This is a genomic window from Candidatus Caldatribacterium sp. (genome assembly GCA_014359405.1).
In the GTDB taxonomy this organism is placed as follows: domain Bacteria; phylum Atribacterota; class Atribacteria; order Atribacterales; family Caldatribacteriaceae; genus Caldatribacterium; species Caldatribacterium oleiphilum.
In genome coordinates this window covers 1-18930 of sequence record JACIZN010000025.1, presented here as the reverse complement: position 1 = coordinate 18930, position 18930 = coordinate 1, and the positions used below count along the sequence as shown (strand labels likewise).

The window sequence follows — 18930 nt, the reverse complement described above, 5'->3', positions numbered from 1 at the left end:
GAACTCGTGGGCAAGATTTCTCCCTCCATCGTGGTCCCTATGCACTACAAGACGCGCTTTTTGTCCTTCAGCCTCAATCCCGTGGAGCATTTCCTTAAGAATTTCGAGCGCGTGAAGTACTTAAAGAGCAGCTCCTTCACCGTCACGGCGAAAAATCTTCCGTCTCTCCTTGAAGTGTGGGTTCTTGAAATCTGAAGGTGTGGTATAATACGGGTCCTATGAAGGAGGGGGAGGAAACTCCCCCTTCCTCTTTGTTTGGCAAGGAGCGTGAAAATGCTCACGATATCTGTCTGTGTGGGAAGCTCATGCCACCTCAAAGGGGCGTACGAAATCATCAGCCAGTGTGAGCGCCTCATTGAGGAACTCGGCCTCAAGTCGGAGGTGGAGCTCCGGGGGACGTTCTGCCTTGGACGGTGCACCGAAGAGGGCGTGACGGTGGTTGTGGACGGCGAGGTTCTAAGCGGCGTTTCTCCGGAGAACTTCCGGAAGGTTTTCGAGGAGAAGGTGCTTTCTCGGCTCAGGGAGAATCCCCATGGCTGTCATTAGCACGATACAAACGAGCTGCCGGGACTGCTACAAGTGCGTCCGCCACTGCCCGGTGAAGGCCATCCGCATAAGCCTTGGCCACGCGGAAGTCGTGGATGAGCGGTGCATCAAGGACGGACGCTGCGTCCTTGTGTGCCCTCAGGGGGCAAAGAAGGTCCGCTCCGACCTTGAGCGGGCGAAAGAACTCCTCACAAGTGGAAGAACCGTCATCGCAAGCCTTGCGCCTTCCTTTGTCGCCGCTTTCCCTGAGGCCACCCCGGGGCAGGTGATCCGGGGACTTAAGATGCTCGGCTTTTCCGCCGTCCGGGAAACGGCAGAGGGGGCAGAGTGGGTGGCCCGGGAGCATGCGCTTCTTGTTGCAGAGGGCCGCACGGGGCTCATCACGAGTTCCTGCCCGGCGGTGAACTTCTTCATCACCCGGTACTTCCCGGAGTACACCGGGCACATCGCTCCCGTTGTCTCCCCCATGGTAGCCCACGGACGCCTCTTAAAGCGCGAGTACCCGGGGTCTTCGGTTGTCTTCATCGGTCCCTGCATCGCCAAGAAAGCCGAGGCGGAAGAGGAAGAGGTCCGGGGGGATGTGGATGTGGTCCTCACCTTTGCGGAGCTCCGGGAGTGGTTCAAGGAGGCGCGGATTGATCTTTCGGCCCTTCCTGAGGACTCCTTTTCCCCGGGAAGAGTCCGCTTTGCCCGGGCCTTTCCCGTTGAGGGAGGGCTCATAAAGAGCGCCTCTTTAGAGGCGGAGCTCCTCTCCCGGGAAATCATCACCATCACCGGGATTGAGCGCTGCCGGGAGTTCTTGAAGAGCTTCTCTCCGGAAAAGACGAAGCTCCGAATCATCGAAATGATGTCCTGTGAGGGAGGGTGCATCGACGGTCCGGTGCTCTCCTCCGCCCTTTCCCTCTACGAGCGGCGGGAGCGGGTCCTCGAGTACACGGAGCAATCCCTCAGGGCTCAGGAAGAGGCCCCGGTGTGCATGGACCCCCCGAATTTTCGCCGGAGTTTTGCCCCTGCGCCGATTCCAAAACCTGAGGTTCCCGAAGAGGAGATGCGCCGGATTCTTGCCCTCACCGGAAAATTCACCCCTCAGGATGAGCTCAACTGTGGGGCCTGCGGGTACAACACCTGCCGCGAGAAGGCGGAGGCCGTGTACCAGGGAATGGCCGAAGCAGAGATGTGCATCCCCTTCATGCGGACCCGGGCAGAGTCCTTTTCGAGCTTCCTCATGACGGTTACCCCAAACGGCATCGTTCTTGTTGATGAGGATTTGAGGATTGTGGAGATGAACCCCGCCCTGCGACGGATGCTTGGCCTTGTGGGAAAGCTCGTCGTGGGGAAGCGCATCGATGAGTTCCTCGATCCCTCACCCTTTGTGGAGGTGCTCCGCACGAGAAAAGCGGTGACGCATGAGGTTGTCTATCCCCAGTACCACAACCTCTGTGTGCGGCTTTCGGTCTTTTTCCTTGAGCGATCGCACCTCCTCATGGGGATTTTCGTGGACCTCACGAAAGAACGGGAACAGGAGGCGATGATGGAGGCGATTCGGGAGAAGACCATCGAGAAGGCCCAGCAGGTTATCGCCAACCAGATGCGGGTTGCCCAGGAAATCGCAAGCCTCCTTGGGGAAACCACCGCCGAGACCAAGGTGCTCTTGAACAAACTCATGCGCATCCTCCGGGGGGAGCTTGTGGAGGAATGAAGGATCTTTTCGTGGAGATTGCCTACGCCCAGGTTGCCAAATGGGGCGAGGAGCTCTGTGGGGACAGCGTGTGCTACGAAAAGGGTGCAGATTCAACCGTTTTGGCCTGGTCCGATGGTCTGGGGAGCGGAGTCAAGGCGAATATCCTCGCCACTTTGACTTCCCGAATCATCGTTTCCATGCTCCGGAGGAATTCCTCCCTTGACGACGTGGTGGAAACCCTTGCAGAGACCCTGCCGGTTTGCCGGGTTCGGAAGATTGCCTACAGCACCTTTTCGGTGGTGCAGGTATTTCCCGATGGGGAGACCTACATCGCCGAGTTCGACAACCCTCCCCTTTTCTGGATTCGGAACGGGAGAGTCATGTACCTCGAGCGTCGAAAGCGCGAAATCGGGAAAAGAGTGGTTCTTGAGGCAAATGTGAGGCTCCAGCGGAACGACTGGATTGTGGGCGTTACCGATGGGGTGGTCCATGCCGGGATTGGGGGACTTTGGAACCTGGGGTGGCGGTGGGAGAAGATTGCCTCCTTTCTTGAGAGCACGGTGAACGAGCACATGGACGCTAAGACACTTGCTTTGCGCATCATCGAGACCACCCGGAAGCTCTACCAGGGAAAACCGGGGGATGATGCCACCTGCGTGGTGGCGAAAATCCGCCTTCCCCGGCGCCTCATCCTCTGGGCCGGACCACCGGAGAATCCGGAAAAAGACCCGGAGATTGCAGAGCGTATCCTTTCCTTCCCCGGGAAAAAAGTCGTCTGCGGCGGGACAACGGGGAACATCCTGGCCCGCTTTCTGGGGAGAGAAATCCGGGTGGACCTTGCCTCCCTCCGGGAAGATGTTCCCCCGGTGGGGATTCTTGAGGGAGTGGACCTTGTGACGGAAGGAGTGCTCACGCTTGCTTCGGTTCTTCGGCGCCTCCGCCAGGGGGTTACGGAGAACGAGGTGCGGTATGAGAAGGACGGAGCAAGCAGGCTCCTTGCGCTTCTCTTTGAGGCCGATGAAGTCACCATCATCGGGGGGCGGGCCATAAACCCGGCGCACCAGAACCCGAGGCTCTCGGGGGAGCTCTCCCTCAAGGCGAGGATTCTTGAGGAGATTGCCGAGGAGCTCAAAAAGCGCGAGAAAGTCGTGCACCTTGAGTACTGTTAGCGGAGGTGGAAGTGGTGGAGAAGTCCGAGAATGCCCTTACGCTCGGTCGGAGCTTTGAAAAAGTCAACGCCATTCTTGAAAAGCACGGGTACGATCCCTCAAACCTCATCGCCATTCTCCAGGAGATCCAGGAGGAGTACCGGTACCTTCCGGAGGAAATCCTCACCTACGTGGCCACGGCCCTTCGGGTTTCCCCGGCCTACGTTTATGGAGTGGCCACCTTCTACGCCCAGTTCTCTTTGGAACCCAAGGGGAAGCACATCATCCGGGTCTGCGATGGGACCGCCTGCCACGTGAAGGGCTCTGAGAAAGTCCTCAAGGCAATCCGGGAGTACCTGGGCCTTCGGGAGGGAGAGAAAACGACACCGGACCTCCTCTTCACGGTGGAGACGGTGGCCTGCATTGGGGCCTGTGCCCTTGCCCCGGTTATGGCGGTGGACGATCAGGTCTACGGTCCCATGGATGAGGAAAAGGTGCGCCAGATTCTTGAGAAGCTCGAGCAGGAGAGTGAGGCGTCATGAGATTCTCAAGCCGGAAGGAGCTTGAGGAGTACATCGCGCAACTTAAGGCAAGAGAGGACTCCCAACGGGTCCTTGTGTGCATGGGAACGGGGTGTTTGGCCAAAGGGGCAGAAGCGGTGTACCGGAGGTTCGTGGAGGTGCTCAACGCAAGAGGCCTTGCCGTTCCCGTCTCCCTCGAGAGGGAAGAGAAGGAGAAGGGTTTCTCCCTGTGCCCCACAGGATGCATGGGGATTTGCGAGACGGGTCCCCGGGTTCGCATCGAGCCCCGGGGCATTCAGTACCTCCGGGTATCCCCGGAGGACGTTGAGGAAATCGTCGAGGAGACCCTGAAAAAGGGGAACATCGTGTACCGGCTCGTGCAGCAGGAGACCTCAAACGGAAAAGTGCAGTACTGGCCCCTCATGAAGGACGACCCCTTCTACCGCAAGCAAATTCGCCTGGTTCTGCGGAACTGCGGGAGCATCAATCCCGAGAACCTCGACGAGTACTTAGCGCGCGATGGGTACCTGGCCCTGGCAAAAGTCCTCACAGAGATGACTCCCGAGGACGTCATCGGGGAAATCACGAAATCCGGCCTTCGGGGCCGCGGGGGTGGAGGCTTTCCGACGGGCCGGAAGTGGCAGTTCGCCCGCATGGTGCGCTCGGACAAGAAGTACGTCATCTGCAACGGTGATGAGGGAGACCCCGGAGCCTTCATGAACCGCTGCCTCATGGAGGGGGACCCGCACGCCGTCATCGAGGGTTTAGCCATTGCCGGGTACGCCATAGGGGCAGACGAGGGCTACATCTACGTCCGGGCTGAGTATCCTCTCGCGGTGAGACGGCTCCGAAAGGCCATCCAGGATGCATATGAGGCTGGTCTTCTTGGCAAAAATATCCTCGGTACTGACTTCTCCTTCGATATTCGAATCAAAGAGGGAGCAGGGGCCTTCGTGTGCGGTGAGGAGACGGCGCTCATTGCCTCCATCGAGGGGAAGCGGGGCATGCCCAATCCCCGGCCTCCTTACCCGGCGCAGAAGGGCCTCTGGGGGAAACCCACCGTCATCAACAACGTCGAGACCTTAGCGAACGTCCCCCAGATTATCCTGAACGGGGCGTCCTGGTTCCGCTCCTTCGGAACAGCTACAAGCCCCGGCACAAAGACCTTTGCCCTCACGGGGAAGGTGAAGAACACTGGCCTTGTCGAGGTCCCCATGGGCATCACCCTGCGGGAGCTCATCTTCGATGTCGGTGGAGGTATCCAGGGCAACAAGCGCTTCAAGGCCGTCCAGATTGGCGGCCCTTCCGGAGGGTGTCTCTCCGAGGCGTATCTTGATCTCCCGGTGGACTACGACTCCCTCTGCGGGGCGGGTGCCATCATGGGGTCTGGGGGACTTGTGGTCCTCGATGAGGACACCTGCATCGTGGAGGTGGCCCGGTTTTTCATGAGCTTCACCCAGAGCGAGTCCTGCGGGAAGTGCGTCCCCTGCCGGGAAGGGACAAAGCACATGCTGAACATCCTCCAGAAGATTGTGGACGGCCGGGCAACTCTTGAAGATCTCTTGCTCCTTGAGGAAGCGGCTTTGGTCGTTAAGGACGCATCACTCTGTGGTCTTGGGAAGACGGCGCCGAACCCGGTCCTCACCACTTTGCGGTACTTCCGGGATGAGTACCTCGATCATGTGGTCCACAAGGTCTGTCCCGCCCATGTGTGCCAGGCGATGCGGGAGTTCTGGATTGATCCCGAGAAGTGCCGCACCTGCGGGAAGTGCGCCCGGGTGTGCCCGGTGGCCTGCATCTCCGGCCGCCCGAAAGTCCCGTACGTCATCGACCAGACAAAGTGCATAAAGTGCGGCTCGTGCTTTGAGGCTTGTCCCTTTGACGCCATTGTCATTCGGTGGAGGAGGAAGGACCAATGAGCGAAGTAGGGAAGAAGATCATCATCGTCGACAACCAGGAAATCCCCCTTGAGGGGGAGCGGAATATCCTTGAGGTGGCCCGGAAGGCAAATATCGACATCCCCACCTTCTGCTACCATTCAGACCTCAGCGTGTACGGAGCTTGCCGAATGTGCCTCGTGGAGGTCGAGGGAAGAGGGCTCATGCCCGCCTGTTCCACGCCTCCTGAGCCCGGGATGGTTATCCGCACGAACACCGCCCGGGTCCTTGAGGCTCGGAAGATGATTGTGGAATTCTACCTTGCCAATCACGAGCGGGACTGCACGGTCTGCGAGCGGAACCTGAACTGCCGTCTCCAGGAAATGGCCTCCCGCATGGGGATTACACGGGTGCGCTTTGGGGAGCGGACCGAGAAACTCCCCAAGGACGATTCCACCTTTTCTCTTGTGCGGGACCCAAACCGCTGCATCCTCTGCGGGGACTGCGTTCGGGCCTGCCGCGAAATTGAAGGCATCGGCATCTACGACTTCACGCACCGGGGGGCAAAAGCCCAGGTGGAGCCGGCTTTTGGGAAGAAGCTCTCGGAAGTTGAGTGCGTCTATTGCGGGCAGTGCGCCATCCGCTGCCCAACCGCCGCTTTGGTGGTGAAATCAGAGCTTGATGCGGCGTGGAGAGCAGTCCTTGATCCCGAAAAGTTCGTCGTTGCCCAGATTGCCCCGGCGGTGCGGGTGGCCATCGGTGAGGCCTTTGGCCTTCCTCCCGGAGAAATCACAACCGGCAAAATCGTCGCCGCCCTGAAGAAAATCGGCTTCGACCGGGTGTACGATACCTCTTTTAGCGCTGATCTTGTCGTCGTTGAGGAGGCGGAGGAGTTCTTCCGGAGGCTCCAGAACAATTCCCGTCTGCCTCAATTCACCTCCTGCTGCCCTTCCTGGGTGGTCTTTGCCGAGCGGAACTACCCCTTCTACCTCGAGCACCTCTCTTCGGTCCGCTCGCCGCAGCAGGTCTTCGGCTCCGTCATTCGGAACTTCGTCTCGAAGATGGAGAACGTTCCCAATGAGCGCCTGGTTTCTGTTTCCATCATGCCCTGTGTGGCGAAGAAGTTCGAAGCCCGCCGTCCTGAGTACGTCCACGATGGAATACCCGATGTCGACATCGTCCTCTCGGCTCAGGAGACCATCAAGATGATTAAAATGGCAAACATAGACTTTAAGGAACTCGACCCCCTTCCCTTTGACGTTCCCTTGAGCGCCGGAAGCGGTGCAGGGGTTATCTTTGGCGTCACCGGAGGGGTGACGGAAGCCGTTCTCCGCTACGCCTACGAGCGCCTCACCGGAAAAGAGCTCAAGGAGGTGGAGTTCAAGACCGTTCGGGGCTTTGAGAGCGTCCGGGAGGCGGAGGTGGACTTTGACGGGCGCTTGGTGCGGGTGGCCATTGTCCACGGTCTTGCCCACGCCCAGAGGCTCATTCAGGAGGTCCGGGAGGGGAAGCGCTCCTACGACTTCATCGAAGTCATGAACTGCCCGGGAGGGTGCATCGGCGGTGGGGGCATGCCCTTCGGGTATCCCGACTACCAGATGGTCCTCAAAAAGCGCGCCGAAGGACTCTACAACGCCGATCGCCTGAGCCCGGTGCGGAAAGCCCAGGACAACCCGGCGGTGAAGCTCATCTACGAGCGGTGGCTCAAGCACCCAGGGAGCGAAATCGCCGAGCGGTACCTCCACACCCACTACTACTCAAGGCGGCGCATTTCTGACGAAGTCATCCGCATCCAGGAGGCAAAGAGCGCCCGAAAAGTGGATGTTGCCGTCTGCGTCGGGACAAGCTGCTACCTCAAAGGCTCGTACAACATCCTCCAGAAGCTCCTCAAGCTGGCAAAGGACTACGGCGTTGAGGACCGCTTGAGTATCGGAGCCACCTTTTGCCTCGAGCGCTGCACCAAGGGACCGAACATCCGGGTGAACGAGGAAATTGTTTCTGGGGTGAGCGAGGAGAACCTCAGGGAAATTTTCGAGCGAATCATTCTCCCCGAGCTTGAGCGGGTGGGGTGAGAAAAGCGCAGGGACCTGTATCAAGGGGGTCCCTGCACCTCTATTCCTTTGGCCTCCACCCTCCCAGAGAGGGAGTTGTGCCCCAAAATTTTGGATTCTGCGAGAGAGCCCTGAGGATATGGCATTGCCTGGTGCACTTTCCCCCGGAACTCCCGGGGGTGCTTGAAGGACCTGGAATTGTGAAGTGTCCCACATGATGTGAACCGAAACACAAGTTTGATTTTTTCCTCCTCTCACTTTAAAATCAGGGAAAGGGGGTGAAAGTAGAGAGCACCGCGATTCTCAATCCTTCTGGAAAGACCTCGGAAACCAGGCCTCGCTCTGAAGACGGAGGAATACGCTAACTGCAGCATAAGGTGTGTCTGGTGGTATCTTGAAAAAAGTCCCTAAGGAGGATGGAAAATGAAGCGGGGAAAAGTTATTTTTATTCTTCTTGCTCTGTGTGGGCTTGTCCTTCTCTGCGGCTGCAGCGGAACCACCACGGTGAGCGACCGAGAGAAAATAGAGGCCACCATAGAAGGTTTCTTCAGAGCTCTTTTCTCCTCCAGGCTCGAGGAAGCAAGATCTTACCTTGTGCCCGGCGGTCCAACCGAGACAGAGCTCAACTCTCTATACGAAGAGTTCCTTGAAGTTACAACACAGCTTGCTGCTTGTGAAATCACCGTGGATGCTACGCTGGGTGATGTTGAGATAAACGGAAACCGTGCTGAAGCAACCGTAAGCTCGTTGGAGCTCTGCGCCACCTGCCCGGGGCAAACAGGACCCTCCTGTTTCTCCCTTTCAGGGGGCTCGTTCCAGTTGGAGAAACACAGTGGAGAGTGGCTGATTTACTGAAGACTCAGGGGCCGGGCTTCTCCGGCCCTCCTTTGATAAGCGTTCCTCTTGCTGCAAGTTCCGAAACCTCCTGGGCTTCTCCGAAGGTATCGGGGTAAGCGTCCTTTTCGAGTACATCTGGTTTGTCCATGGTTTTATTGGGTTTTAAGCTCCAGGCCCTTCTCGTGAGGGATTCTGGCAACCTGGTTTTGGGTCTTTCGAGGATGCCGTCCTCGACCATGTTGCGGAAAAAGAGGAAAGACAGAAAGGACGTCTGCAGAGTCTTGACTTTTGGCTAAATGAAACAGAACTTGTAAAAACCGTCCGGTCTCTCTATAATGTACTTGAGAAAAACAGAAGGAGAGGTGGCTGAGTGGACGAAGGCGCCCGCCTGGAGAGCGGGTAGGCAGGGATAGAACCTGCCTCGTGGGTTCGAATCCCACCCTCTCCGCCAGATTTGCCTCTAATCGTGCTAGACGGGGAGTTAGCGGTGCCCTGTACCTGCAATCCGCTATAGCAGGGTCGAATTCCGGCATGAGGTCCTTCCTTTCAGCGCTGGCTGGGGAAGCGGAGTGTTGAGGGCTGGGTCCTGCGCGACGAATCCTCGCCAACCCCGCCAGGCCCGGAAGGGAGCAACGGTACGCGAGGCTCTTCGGGTGCCGCAGGGGTGCCTGGTCGGAGCTACCAGCCCCGGTACAGCTGGGAGGGAGCGATCGAGTGACGGTGCACGATTAGAGGCAATTTTGTGGTCTCGTAGGGGTGTTCCCTTGTCGTACCTTGCGCTCTACCGAAAGTGGAGGCCCTGGCGTTTTGAGGACATCGTCGGCCAGGATGTCGTCGTTCGGGTCCTTGTGAATGCGCTCCGCACCCAGCGCGTCTCCCATGCTTACCTCTTCTGTGGTCCCCGGGGAGTGGGGAAGACCACAACCGCCCGGGTGCTCGCGCAGGCGCTGAACTGCGAGAAGGGCGTAACGCCTGAGCCCTGCGGGACTTGCCCGTCCTGTGTGGCCATCCAGAAAGGAAGGTCTCTTGATGTGATTGAAATCGATGCGGCGTCCCACCGGGGGATTGACGAGATACGGGAGCTTCGGGAAAACGTGAAGTACGCGCCCTTTGAGTCCCGCTTCAAGGTGTACATCATCGACGAGGTCCACATGCTCACCCAGGAAGCCTTCAACGCCCTCCTCAAGACGCTTGAAGAACCCCCGGAGCATGTGGTCTTCATCCTTGCCACCACCGACCCGAGGCGCCTCCCTGAGACGGTTCTCTCCCGGTGCGTCAAGCTCATCTTCAACCCCATCCCTCACGAGGCCATTGTGGCCCAGCTTCAAAAGATTTCCTCCCTTGAGGGGTTTGCAGTTGCGGAAGAGGTTCTCCACCTTGTGGCCCGCAAGGCTGGGGGTTCCCTCCGGGATGCAGAGAGCCTCTTGGAGCAGCTTTTTGCCCTCGGGGAACGGGAGATTTCCCTCTCCATGGCGGCAAAGGTTTTGCGGGACATAGAACCCCGGGACCTTGATGCCTTTTTTACCACCCTCCGTGAGGGAAACCTTGAGAAAACCCTTATTACCCTTGAGGAGTGGCTCTCCCGGGGCCTTGGTCCTGAGGACATCTCGGGGAGCCTAGCCGCGTACTTCCGGGACCTCCTTGTGGTCCTCTCAGTGGGCGAGTACAATCCCCTTTTTGGCATTCCGAAATCCCGCTGGAGTGTTCTCCGGGACCTTGCCTGTGGCCTTACGCCTTCCACCCTGCGGCAGGTCCTTGAGCGCCTGCGGGTCCTTGAGGGGGACCTGCGGCGTCTCCCATACAGTCGCGTTTTGCTTGAAGTTGCCCTTCTCGATATAATAGAGTACTTGGGGCAGAAAAAGGAGAGCGTGCCGGTTCCACCCCCGCCGCAGCCGGAGGTGGATTTCTGGCAGGAGGTTCTCAGGGAAATCAAGCGCTCGAAGATATCCCTGTACGCTTTCCTGCAGCTTGCAGAGGTTCGCTTTGAGGAGCCCTCTCGTCTTGTGGTGGCCTTTGGACCGGACTGCCGGTTCCACAAGGAGAGCGTCGAGCGGCGGGAGAACCTCGAGATTCTTGAGAAGGCAATTCTCCGGGTGCGGGGAAAGCGATGTCGCATTGAGTGTGTTTTAAAGGACGGGGCCGCGCAGGCGGCGGTGGCCCCTCCGGTTCCTGAAAAGAACGAGAAGCCGACCCGCTCGCAGGTTGCCGAGCGGAGCACGGCGCTCCCGGAAATTCTCAACCTCTTTGAAGGGACCGTAGTGCACTACGTTCCCATCGAGCAACCCGAGCAACCCAAGGGCAGGTGGGAAGATGCAGAACTGGAAAAATCTGATGAGAGAAGCCCAGAAGATGCAGGCTAAGCTGGCAAAGGTGCAGGAGGAGCTCCGGCAGAAAGTCGTGGAGGCCACAAGCGGTGGCGGCATGGTGCGGGTTTCCTGCAACGGCCAGCAGGAGATTCTGAGCATCCACATCGACCCTGAGCTCCTTGAGGAGAAAGATATCGAGATGCTCCAGGATCTCATTCTCGTTGCCGTGAACGAGGCGCTCCACAGGTCCCGGGAGCTTGCCCAGGAGGAACTGGCGAAAATCACTGGGGGCTTCAACATCCCAGGTCTTTGAAGGTGGAAGGAGTGCAGGAGGCGTATCCTGAGTCACTGGACCGGGTTATTCGTGCCCTTTCAAAACTCCCCGGTATCGGTCCCAAAACTGCGCAAAGGCTTGCTTTCTACCTTGTGAAATCCCCCTCTGGTGAGCTCGAGGAGCTCCTGCGGGCTCTTGAGGACATGCGGCGGAGAATCCGCTTCTGCAAAAAGTGCGGCTTCTTCAGCGAAGAAGAGCTCTGCCGCATCTGCCAGGACCCCTCCCGTGAAACCCACACCCTCTGCGTGGTGGAACGACCCCAGGATATCTTTGCTTTAGAGCGGGCCGGTTTCCGGGGGCGGTACCATGTGCTCCAGGGGGTGCTGTCGCCTCTTTCGGGAATTGGTCCTCAGGACATCCGCATTCCCGAGCTCTTTGAAAGAATTCAGGAGGAAGCGGTGAAGGAGGTGATTCTGGCTCTGAATCCATCTGTGGACGGGGAAGCGACGGCTCTCTACCTCGCCCAGAAACTCAGCACTTTCCCCGTGAAAGTCACCCTCATTGCCCGGGGATTGCCCTCGGGAGGAGATCTCGAGTTCGCCGACGAGGTGACTCTTGCCCAGGCCCTTGAAGGGAGAAGGGAAATTCGTTTTGGTCCAGGAAAGGAGGCTCTCTAACCTTGGAAAAGCCCTTGGAAATTCGATGGCACGGCCGAGGAGGCCAGGGAGTAGTCACGGCCTCCCGAATTCTTGCCGATGCCCTGCTTCGGGAAGGGAAGTACTTTCAGGCATTCCCTGAGTACGGCCCAGAGCGGATGGGTGCTCCGGTGAAGGCGTACAACCGGGTGAGCGATAAGCCCCTTCGTATCCACTCGGGAGTGACGAATCCGGATATCGTCGTGGTGGTGGACCCCACGCTTCTTGGGGCGGTGGATGTGCTCGAGGGCCTTGTGGAGAACGGCACGGTGGTGGCCAATTTCCCCGGTACCCCTCAGGAGCTCCGGAACCGCATCGGCTTCTCAGGAGGAACCGCGGTCGTGGTCGATGCGTCTTCGATTTCCCGGGAGATTCTGGGAAGGGTTGTGGTGAACACCCCGGTTCTTGGGGCTCTCTGCCGGGTGCTCCCTCAGGTACGCCTTGAGAGCGTCCTTGAGGCGGTAAAAGCCCAGTTCGGCGAGAAGCTCCGGGCGGAAATAGTGGAGAAGAACCTCTTGTGCTTGCAGAGGGCGTATGAGGAGGCGCAGATAGGATGAGTAAGCTCAAGAGCTGGAAGGAACTCACCCCCGGTGGACTTATTCTTGAGGCAGGAAACGCCCGCACGTACAAAACCGGTGACTGGAGGACGGAGCGACCGGAGGTCGACAAGGCCAAGTGCATCAACTGCTTCTTCTGCTGGGCGTACTGTCCAGATGGGTCCGTAGTTGTCGATGCCGACAAGGGAACCATGGAGGGTTTTGACTACGACCACTGCAAAGGCTGTGGCATCTGTGCGAGCGTCTGTCCCAAGCAGGCCATAACCATGGTTCCAGAGCGATAGGAAAGCGAGGGAGGTCCCGTGAAAGTCACACAGGAACGTAAAGTCGTGGGTCTCAACGGGAATGCCGCAGCGGCGCACGCCATGCGCCAGATTGTTCCCCATGTCGTTGCGGCCTACCCCATTACCCCACAGACGGATTGCGTGGAGCGGTTTGCGGAGTTCGTGAGCGAAGGCCTTGTGGACACGGAGTTCGTGACTGTAGAGAGCGAGCACAGCGCCCTGAGCGCCTGCATTGGTGCGGCCGCCGCCGGTGGGCGGGTTATGACGGCCACCTCCTCCCAGGGCCTTGCCCTCATGTGGGAGATGCTCTACATTGCTTCAAGCATGCGCCTGCCCATCGTCATGATGGTGGTGAACCGGGCGCTCTCCGGGAACATCAACATCCACTGCGACCACTCCGACACCATGGGAGCCCGGGACGCAGGGTGGATCCAGCTCTTCTCCGAGAACGCCCAGGAAGTCTACGACAACATGATTCAGGCGGTGCGCATTGCCGAGGACATGCGGGTCCGGCTCCCGGTTATGGTGACGCAGGACGGGTTCATCATCAGCCACGCCGTCGAGCGGGTGGAGCTCCTCGGGGATGACGAGGTGAAAGCTTTCGTCGGTCCCTACAAGGCGCTCTATCCTCTTTTGGACCTGAAGCATCCCGTAACCTATGGGCCCCTGGATCTCTTCGACTACTACTTCGAGCACAAGCGCTCTCAGATTGAGGCCATCGACAACTGCCTCCCGGTGATTGAGGAAGTGGGCCGGGAGTTCGGGAAGCTCTCCGGGAGATTCTACGGCCTCCTTGAGAAGTACCGCTTAGAGGACGCGGAGTACGCAGTGGTGGCTTTGGGCTCAACCTGTGGGACGGCCAAAGAAGCGGTGGACCGCCTCCGGGATCGAGGGAAGAAAGTCGGGCTCCTCAAGATTCGCTGCTTCCGGCCCTTCCCCAAAGAAGAGGTTATCCGCGCCCTTGCCCCTCTTAAAGGGGTTGCGGTTCTGGATCGCTCCGTTACCTTTGGAGGTTTCGGAGGACCGGTCTTCACCGAGGTTCGCTCGGCGCTCTACGATGTCTCCCCACGGCCCCTCGTCATCGACTTCTACTACGGCCTCGGCGGGCGGGACATCTACGTCGAGGACATCGAGAAGGCCTTCGCCCGTATTGAGGACGTCGTTCGCGCAGGACGGGTGGACAAGCACATCGACTATCTCGGCCTGAGAGAGTAAGGGAGGGACACGACGATGCCGACTCTGAAAGAGCTTGCCAAAAGACCCGAGCGTCTCACCCCGGGGCACAGGCTCTGCGCCGGATGCGGGGCACCCATTGCGGTGCGCCTCATCCTTGCGGCAGCGGACAAACCCGTGGTGGTGGCCAACGCCACCGGATGCCTCGAGGTTTCAACCACCATTTTCCCGTACACAGCCTGGAACATTCCCTGGATCCACAGCGCCTTCGAGAACGCCGCAGCCACCATCGCCGGTGTCGAGAGCATGTACCGGGCAAAGCGCAAACGAGGCGAAATCGACGAGGAAATCTACTTCGTGGCCTTTGGGGGAGATGGAGGAACCTACGATATCGGCCTTCAGGCGCTTTCTGGGGCCCTCGAGCGGGGCCACCGATTCCTCTACGTGTGCTACAACAACGAAGCCTACATGAACACCGGTATCCAGCGCTCGAGCGCCACACCCCTTGGAGCCTGGACGACCACGAGTCCTGTGGGAAGGGTTCTCCCCGGGAAAACCCAGTGGCGGAAGAACCTTACCGAAATCGTTGCCGCCCACGGCATCCCCTACGTTGCCCAGTCGGTGGCCTCGAACTGGCGGGATCTCGTGAACAAGGCAGAGAAAGCCTTCCACACCAACGGGCCGTCCTTCATCAACGTCCTTGCCTCCTGCAACCGCGGCTGGCGCCACGATCCTGCGGACACCCTGAAAATCATGCAGCTTGCTGTGGACTGCTGCATCTGGCCTCTCTATGAGGTGGAGAACGGCGTCTACCGGCTCACGTACAAGCCAAAGGAGAAAAAACCCGTTGAAGAGTGGCTCAAAGCCCAGGGTCGCTTCCGCCACCTCCTTGCCCCGGAGAACCGCCACGTTGTCGAGGCCTTCCAGCGGTACGTGGACGAGGAGTGGGAGAGACTCCTCAAAAAGTGCGGTGAAGCCTGAGAAAACGACGGCAATCCCTGAAACACCGCAGGGGTAGGACTGCCCCTGCGGTGATTTTTTAAAGGGATTAGGAGTTAGCCAATGGCCAATGGGGTGGGGGCTTAGTAGCCAACCCCCAATCCCCAATTCCTAATTCCTGCTTTTTCGTCCCTCATCGGTAGGCACAAAAGGCCGGATTCAGGAATTAGGCAATGGAAATTGGTTTCAGAGGTGGGACACAAAAACCAAGGGACAGGATGCACCACTGCTTTCTAAAAGTAACCCTCCTTTTTGAGGGAAAGCCAGCCATCGCGGGCAATGATGATGTGATCCAGAAGTTCGATCCCCAAAAGCTTCCCGGCCTCGGCAAGTTGGCGGGTAACGGCAAGGTCCTGGGGGCTGGGCTCGGGCTTCCCTGAAGGGTGGTTATGGGCCACGATGATGCCGGCGGCGCGGTCGGCAATGGCGTCGGCAAAAACTTCCCGGGGATGAACCTGAGAGGAGTCCAAAAGTCCTACTGTCACCACCCGGGTTTGTATCACTTCCCCGGCTCCGTTCAGGGTGAGGCACAAGAAGTATTCCTGCTTTTTGTCGGCGATATGCTGAATGTAGGGAATTACGTCCTTTGGTTCACGGATCACCGGCCGTTCCCGCTGGGAAAAGCGGCGGGCAAGTTCAAACGCCGCAACAATCTGGCACGCTTTGGCTTTGCCCACCCCTGAGACCTTGCGAAAATCCTCCACCGAAAAGCGGGGGAGGTTAGACCCAGCCTTGTCCAGAATCAGGCGGGCCAGTTCCAGAGCGCTCTTTCCGGCAACCCCGGTGCGGAGGAGGATGGCCAAAAGCTCGGCATCGGAGAGAGCCTCCGGCCCCATCTTCAGGAGCTTCTCTCGGGGTCTTGCAAAATCCGGCAAATCCTTAATCCGCCTGGTACGCATCCGACGCTGGCCCCCATCGGGGACACCTTTCCCCTCCATTATCTTACCCCCCTGTACCGGCGAACGTTCAGCGCTTTCCACTGCAGCAAGGGATGCTGCTTGATCCGTTGGGCCAGCCCCTCATCTTGTGTTAAAAGCGAGGACCTGATCTCACCGTGATCGAGCAGTAGGTTCAGAAATTCTCGCTCTGCATCGGTAAAATCAAGCAGCAAGCCAATTTTCTCCCGGCATTCCTCAACGATCTGGGCTACCCACGTACGAACATCTCCTGCGGTTTCCAAAAAGCCTCTGTGCAGAAGTGGTAAGAGCTGAGACCTGAGTTCCCTTTCGTGAAAGTCCACGTCCTGGACGGTTACATTGCGCCAATCACGCCGGCTCATGGCACCGTAAACAACAGTTCCCACCTGTGCCAAACGTACTTTCATAGCGGAGCAACCACTTGCCGCCTGCGTGCTCTTCTTCGGCCGTGATCCGCCCGATTGCGAATCCCTCGCGTTTGCACACGGCGCGAATGGCTTCCTCCACCTTTGGGCGCTCCTCTTGCATGCTCTGGAGTTCAGGACTCCCCACATAGTTGAGATCGAGATCGATGGAGAGCCTTGGGAGATCGGCAAGGAAAAGATTCACGGCGGTTCCATCCTTTAAAACCAGGCGGCCTTTAAGGAAGGGGTGGTGGAACAGGGCCTTGAGAAGTTGCAGCAAGAGCATGGCCTTTTCCAGTATTTCCGGACGGAAGCCGGTGGCTTCTGCCACGGAAAGGGCGCTCTCTCTGGAGATCCTCACAGGACTTCCTCCCAGCGTCGTTCCAGGATTTCTTGAGGAACTACCAGATTCCATTCCGAAACGAGCCGTCCCGATTTCCTGGGTGTGCGCACGAGGTAGTGGGGACTTTTGGGCCGACGAGCTCGCAGAGGGGCAAGATGGCGCTCCTCGACCATGAACCTCTCCCTGTGTTGCTCAAGGAAAAAGCCCACCTTGGCGGCGGTGGTTGCGTTTTCCAAAAGCAGTGTATACTCAAGAACCACATCCAGATCGAAGAACTCCACCGTCTCCAGTGAACGCCATATCTCCTCCCATCCGCCTCCCAGATCGGGGCGATCCAGGACATCGACCAGCGTCCGCTCAAGACTGGTTACCCGAACAAAAAGCCCAGCTCGCTCGTAGGTTTCCACAGCGAAAAACTCCTTGCCCTTGCGGCGAAGTGCTTCAGGAAAGGGAACTCGCCGGAACGTATAACCGCGAAACGTCAGGGGGGCGGAACGTCGCAAGCTGAGGTAAAGAATGAGAGAACCGACCGAGTATGCCTTGCCGTAGAACTCAAGGGCGGTATGGTAGCCGAGCACTGCGTCCTCTGCCATTTTGGCTCCCAGGAGGTAGGGGTCCACCGGGCATGCGCCTGGGTCTGCGCCATGGGGTACCACAACGTACAAACCGCGGCGAGCGCGCACTATTCGTCCGTTCTTCTGATGGTAAGCAAGGAGGGCTTTGCGGGTCCATTTGCTGAACGAACCGTGTTGCGCAAGGAATGCCCCGAGCTCGTCTGTGGTAAACACCGGATGCCGGGCAAGGAACTCCTCTATCATCTTGTTCAACCCTTACTTGACAATTATACAACGTAAGGCTAAGAAAATTAGCCCCTTCACGCAGAAAATTCAAGCCTACCCATGCGCAGTCTTCCACAACTTCTCAGGAGCTCTGTTCACCGCTTGTTTGCACACAGCGTTTACCTCTTTAGCAGTTCTTTGAGCTTGAGAAAGCCTCGGCTAATGAGGTAATTGATAGTCGCTTCTGCTTCCTTCCTCGAGTTAGGATCCCGTAAAGCTCTTTCGAGGATACTCTGAATATGGTCCATGCTGAGATGGAGTTCCCACCCATCCTGGTCTCCTTCTGCAATCATTTTCAGACACCTCACGGATTGGAGCGGATATTGTTGCGCCGTCTTTCCAAGATGTTCCAGCACGGTACTCGTAGGCTCAGTTTTACGGACAAGGCGGAGCGATTCCAAGAGGTTCTCAAGAGCCCAGCTTACATCGAACTTATCCGAAGTGAACCACCAACCAAAGGCAGCCAGTTCTTTTGCAAACTCAGCAGGTGACTGAGACTGTTTGGCCACTTCTAAGCGGGTTTCCCAGAGCCTTTTGAGTCGATCAAGGACTTCCTGAGGAACCTCCCTGCAGGTTCGTACTATACGCCCAATAAAGGATATTGCGTATCCCCTGAGGGCATCAGACGCTTTCTTCCAGAAATCGGCAAGCAAAGAATCTTCAAGCGAGAGCGCCCCATACCCGTAGAGCAACATGAGGTGCTCTGCAAGTTTCTCGTCTGGGTTAGCAGGCCAGGATGCATGGTATTCGCGAGTACCAACCCGTTGCACTGCATGGTAGTACTGCTCTCGGAGGAGATTGAAAACACTCTTAGAAGTCTCAGAAGGCAGGCAAAAACTTACGTAGGTATCCCAGGCTGCATCGAAGTGGGCTTCTTGGTTTTCATCAAGAGGGAAAATGTACCCGACATGCTCACGCGCCCATTGCTCATCCAAAACCACAAGCCAAGGGAACCAGAAGCCGTAGACAGCACGAATTGCTAACGATGGGTCCTTTGCGGTATTCAAATGTGTATTGAGGACTTCTCGAACCTCGGGCATGTTTTCGAAACCTTTCTGAAGCCCTTCCTTCGAGTCCGGTCCTTTTTCCAGATGCCGCTGTACCCAGAGCGCATAGCGGATGGCTGCTTCCATGGCCACACCACGAGTGGTGTTGATGGCAAGAGTGGCCGGATCCATGTTGGGTTCACCGTAACGCTGTTCGTCCTCAGGTGTCGGATCGGGGTCTTCTGTCAGCGGTTCCAAGATGGCCCACACTTTCTCTCGGAATCCGATAGGGATACTGCCTGGACGGTTCTCTAACCCCGCAGAGAGAAGATCCGCGATGGCTTTGCGCGTCCAATCCCAGTCGGGATCGGCCTCTATGCCTCGAATCTCCCGGCCAGCAATCTCTCGTGGTTGTGAGAGCACCCATTGGCAGAGGTCCAGAACTGGTCCCCAATCGAAGGTCTTTTCTTTCCCCAGGGCTTCCCTAAGGCC

The 18930-nt window shown here is 58.0% G+C and carries 18 protein-coding genes, 1 tRNA gene, 1 other RNA gene and 1 pseudogene; 17 read left to right on the top strand and 4 right to left on the bottom strand.

Annotated features, from left to right (window positions below; genetic code table 11):
- Window positions 1–39: 39 nt before the first annotated feature.
- The 17 genes from H5U36_03225 (at window position 40) to H5U36_03145 (ending at window position 14931) form a co-directional block, all read left to right on the top strand.
- The gene (locus tag H5U36_03225) at window positions 40–195 is read left to right on the top strand and encodes a hypothetical protein (GenBank protein ID MBC7217182.1); all 156 of its coding nucleotides are present in this window, start codon (window positions 40–42) and stop codon (window positions 193–195) included.
- 78 nt (window positions 196–273) lie between these two features.
- Window positions 274–546 (top strand): (2Fe-2S) ferredoxin domain-containing protein, encoded by a 273-nt coding sequence (locus H5U36_03220; protein MBC7217181.1) that lies wholly within the window; start codon window positions 274–276, stop codon window positions 544–546.
- Window positions 533–2245 carry a 4Fe-4S binding protein gene (locus tag H5U36_03215; protein MBC7217180.1) on the top strand — a complete coding sequence of 571 codons (1713 nt, stop codon included), beginning with the start codon at window positions 533–535 and terminating at the stop codon, window positions 2243–2245. The genes H5U36_03220 and H5U36_03215 overlap by 14 nt, the downstream gene beginning before the upstream one ends.
- Window positions 2242–3396, top strand: coding sequence for a SpoIIE family protein phosphatase (locus tag H5U36_03210; GenBank protein ID MBC7217179.1), 1155 nt, complete (start codon window positions 2242–2244; stop codon window positions 3394–3396). The genes H5U36_03215 and H5U36_03210 overlap by 4 nt, the downstream gene beginning before the upstream one ends.
- A 14-nt stretch (window positions 3397–3410) precedes the next feature.
- A complete protein-coding gene (nuoE, locus tag H5U36_03205; GenBank protein ID MBC7217178.1) occupies window positions 3411–3917 on the top strand; it encodes an NADH-quinone oxidoreductase subunit NuoE in 507 nt (168 codons plus the stop codon).
- Window positions 3914–5815, top strand: coding sequence for an NADH-quinone oxidoreductase subunit NuoF (gene nuoF / locus H5U36_03200; protein MBC7217177.1), 1902 nt, complete (start codon window positions 3914–3916; stop codon window positions 5813–5815). The genes nuoE and nuoF overlap by 4 nt, the downstream gene beginning before the upstream one ends.
- A complete protein-coding gene (locus H5U36_03195) occupies window positions 5812–7845 on the top strand; it encodes an iron hydrogenase small subunit (protein MBC7217176.1) in 2034 nt (677 codons plus the stop codon). The genes nuoF and H5U36_03195 overlap by 4 nt, the downstream gene beginning before the upstream one ends.
- 402 nt (window positions 7846–8247) lie before the next feature.
- Window positions 8248–8679 carry a hypothetical protein gene (locus H5U36_03190; protein MBC7217175.1) on the top strand — a complete coding sequence of 144 codons (432 nt, stop codon included), beginning with the start codon at window positions 8248–8250 and terminating at the stop codon, window positions 8677–8679.
- Between the two features lie 338 nt (window positions 8680–9017).
- A tRNA-Ser gene (locus tag H5U36_03185) sits at window positions 9018–9112 on the top strand.
- A gap of 13 nt (window positions 9113–9125) precedes the next feature.
- An RNA gene (gene ffs, locus H5U36_03180) (signal recognition particle sRNA large type) lies at window positions 9126–9389 on the top strand.
- 36 nt (window positions 9390–9425) lie between these two features.
- Window positions 9426–11021 carry a DNA polymerase III subunit gamma/tau gene (dnaX, locus tag H5U36_03175; protein ID MBC7217174.1) on the top strand — a complete coding sequence of 532 codons (1596 nt, stop codon included), beginning with the start codon at window positions 9426–9428 and terminating at the stop codon, window positions 11019–11021.
- Complete coding sequence (locus H5U36_03170) at window positions 10972–11280, top strand: YbaB/EbfC family nucleoid-associated protein (GenBank protein MBC7217173.1); 309 nt, start codon at window positions 10972–10974, stop codon at window positions 11278–11280. Before dnaX ends, H5U36_03170 begins: the two co-directional genes overlap by 50 nt.
- An 11-nt stretch (window positions 11281–11291) precedes the next feature.
- On the top strand, window positions 11292–11918 hold the full coding sequence (recR, locus tag H5U36_03165; GenBank protein MBC7217172.1) for a recombination protein RecR: 627 nt from the start codon (window positions 11292–11294) through the stop codon (window positions 11916–11918).
- 2 nt (window positions 11919–11920) lie between these two features.
- Window positions 11921–12493, top strand: coding sequence for a 2-oxoacid:acceptor oxidoreductase family protein (locus H5U36_03160; GenBank protein MBC7217171.1), 573 nt, complete (start codon window positions 11921–11923; stop codon window positions 12491–12493).
- Window positions 12490–12777 carry a 4Fe-4S dicluster domain-containing protein gene (locus H5U36_03155; GenBank protein ID MBC7217170.1) on the top strand — a complete coding sequence of 96 codons (288 nt, stop codon included), beginning with the start codon at window positions 12490–12492 and terminating at the stop codon, window positions 12775–12777. Before H5U36_03160 ends, H5U36_03155 begins: the two co-directional genes overlap by 4 nt.
- Window positions 12778–12858: 81 nt before the next feature.
- The gene (gene porA / locus H5U36_03150) at window positions 12859–13992 is read left to right on the top strand and encodes a pyruvate ferredoxin oxidoreductase (protein MBC7217169.1); all 1134 of its coding nucleotides are present in this window, start codon (window positions 12859–12861) and stop codon (window positions 13990–13992) included.
- Window positions 13993–14007: 15 nt separating this feature from the next.
- A complete protein-coding gene (locus H5U36_03145; GenBank protein ID MBC7217168.1) occupies window positions 14008–14931 on the top strand; it encodes a pyruvate ferredoxin oxidoreductase in 924 nt (307 codons plus the stop codon).
- A gap of 251 nt (window positions 14932–15182) precedes the next feature.
- Here the strand turns inward: H5U36_03145 and radC are convergent, their stop codons facing one another.
- From radC to H5U36_03125, 4 genes and pseudogenes are all read right to left on the bottom strand, one after another.
- Complete coding sequence (gene radC, locus H5U36_03140; protein MBC7217167.1) at window positions 15183–15848, bottom strand: DNA repair protein RadC; 666 nt, start codon at window positions 15846–15848, stop codon at window positions 15183–15185.
- A 38-nt stretch (window positions 15849–15886) separates the two neighbouring features.
- Window positions 15887–16685: pseudogene (locus H5U36_03135) on the bottom strand (nucleotidyl transferase AbiEii/AbiGii toxin family protein).
- Window positions 16628–17431, bottom strand: a complete 804-nt coding sequence (locus tag H5U36_03130) for a type IV toxin-antitoxin system AbiEi family antitoxin domain-containing protein (GenBank protein ID MBC7217166.1) — start codon at window positions 17429–17431, stop codon at window positions 16628–16630. Before H5U36_03130 ends, H5U36_03135 begins: the two are co-directional and overlap by 58 nt.
- A gap of 140 nt (window positions 17432–17571) precedes the next feature.
- Window positions 17572–18930 (bottom strand): hypothetical protein (locus tag H5U36_03125; GenBank protein MBC7217165.1); only part of this gene is annotated, 1359 nt, incomplete at its 5' end.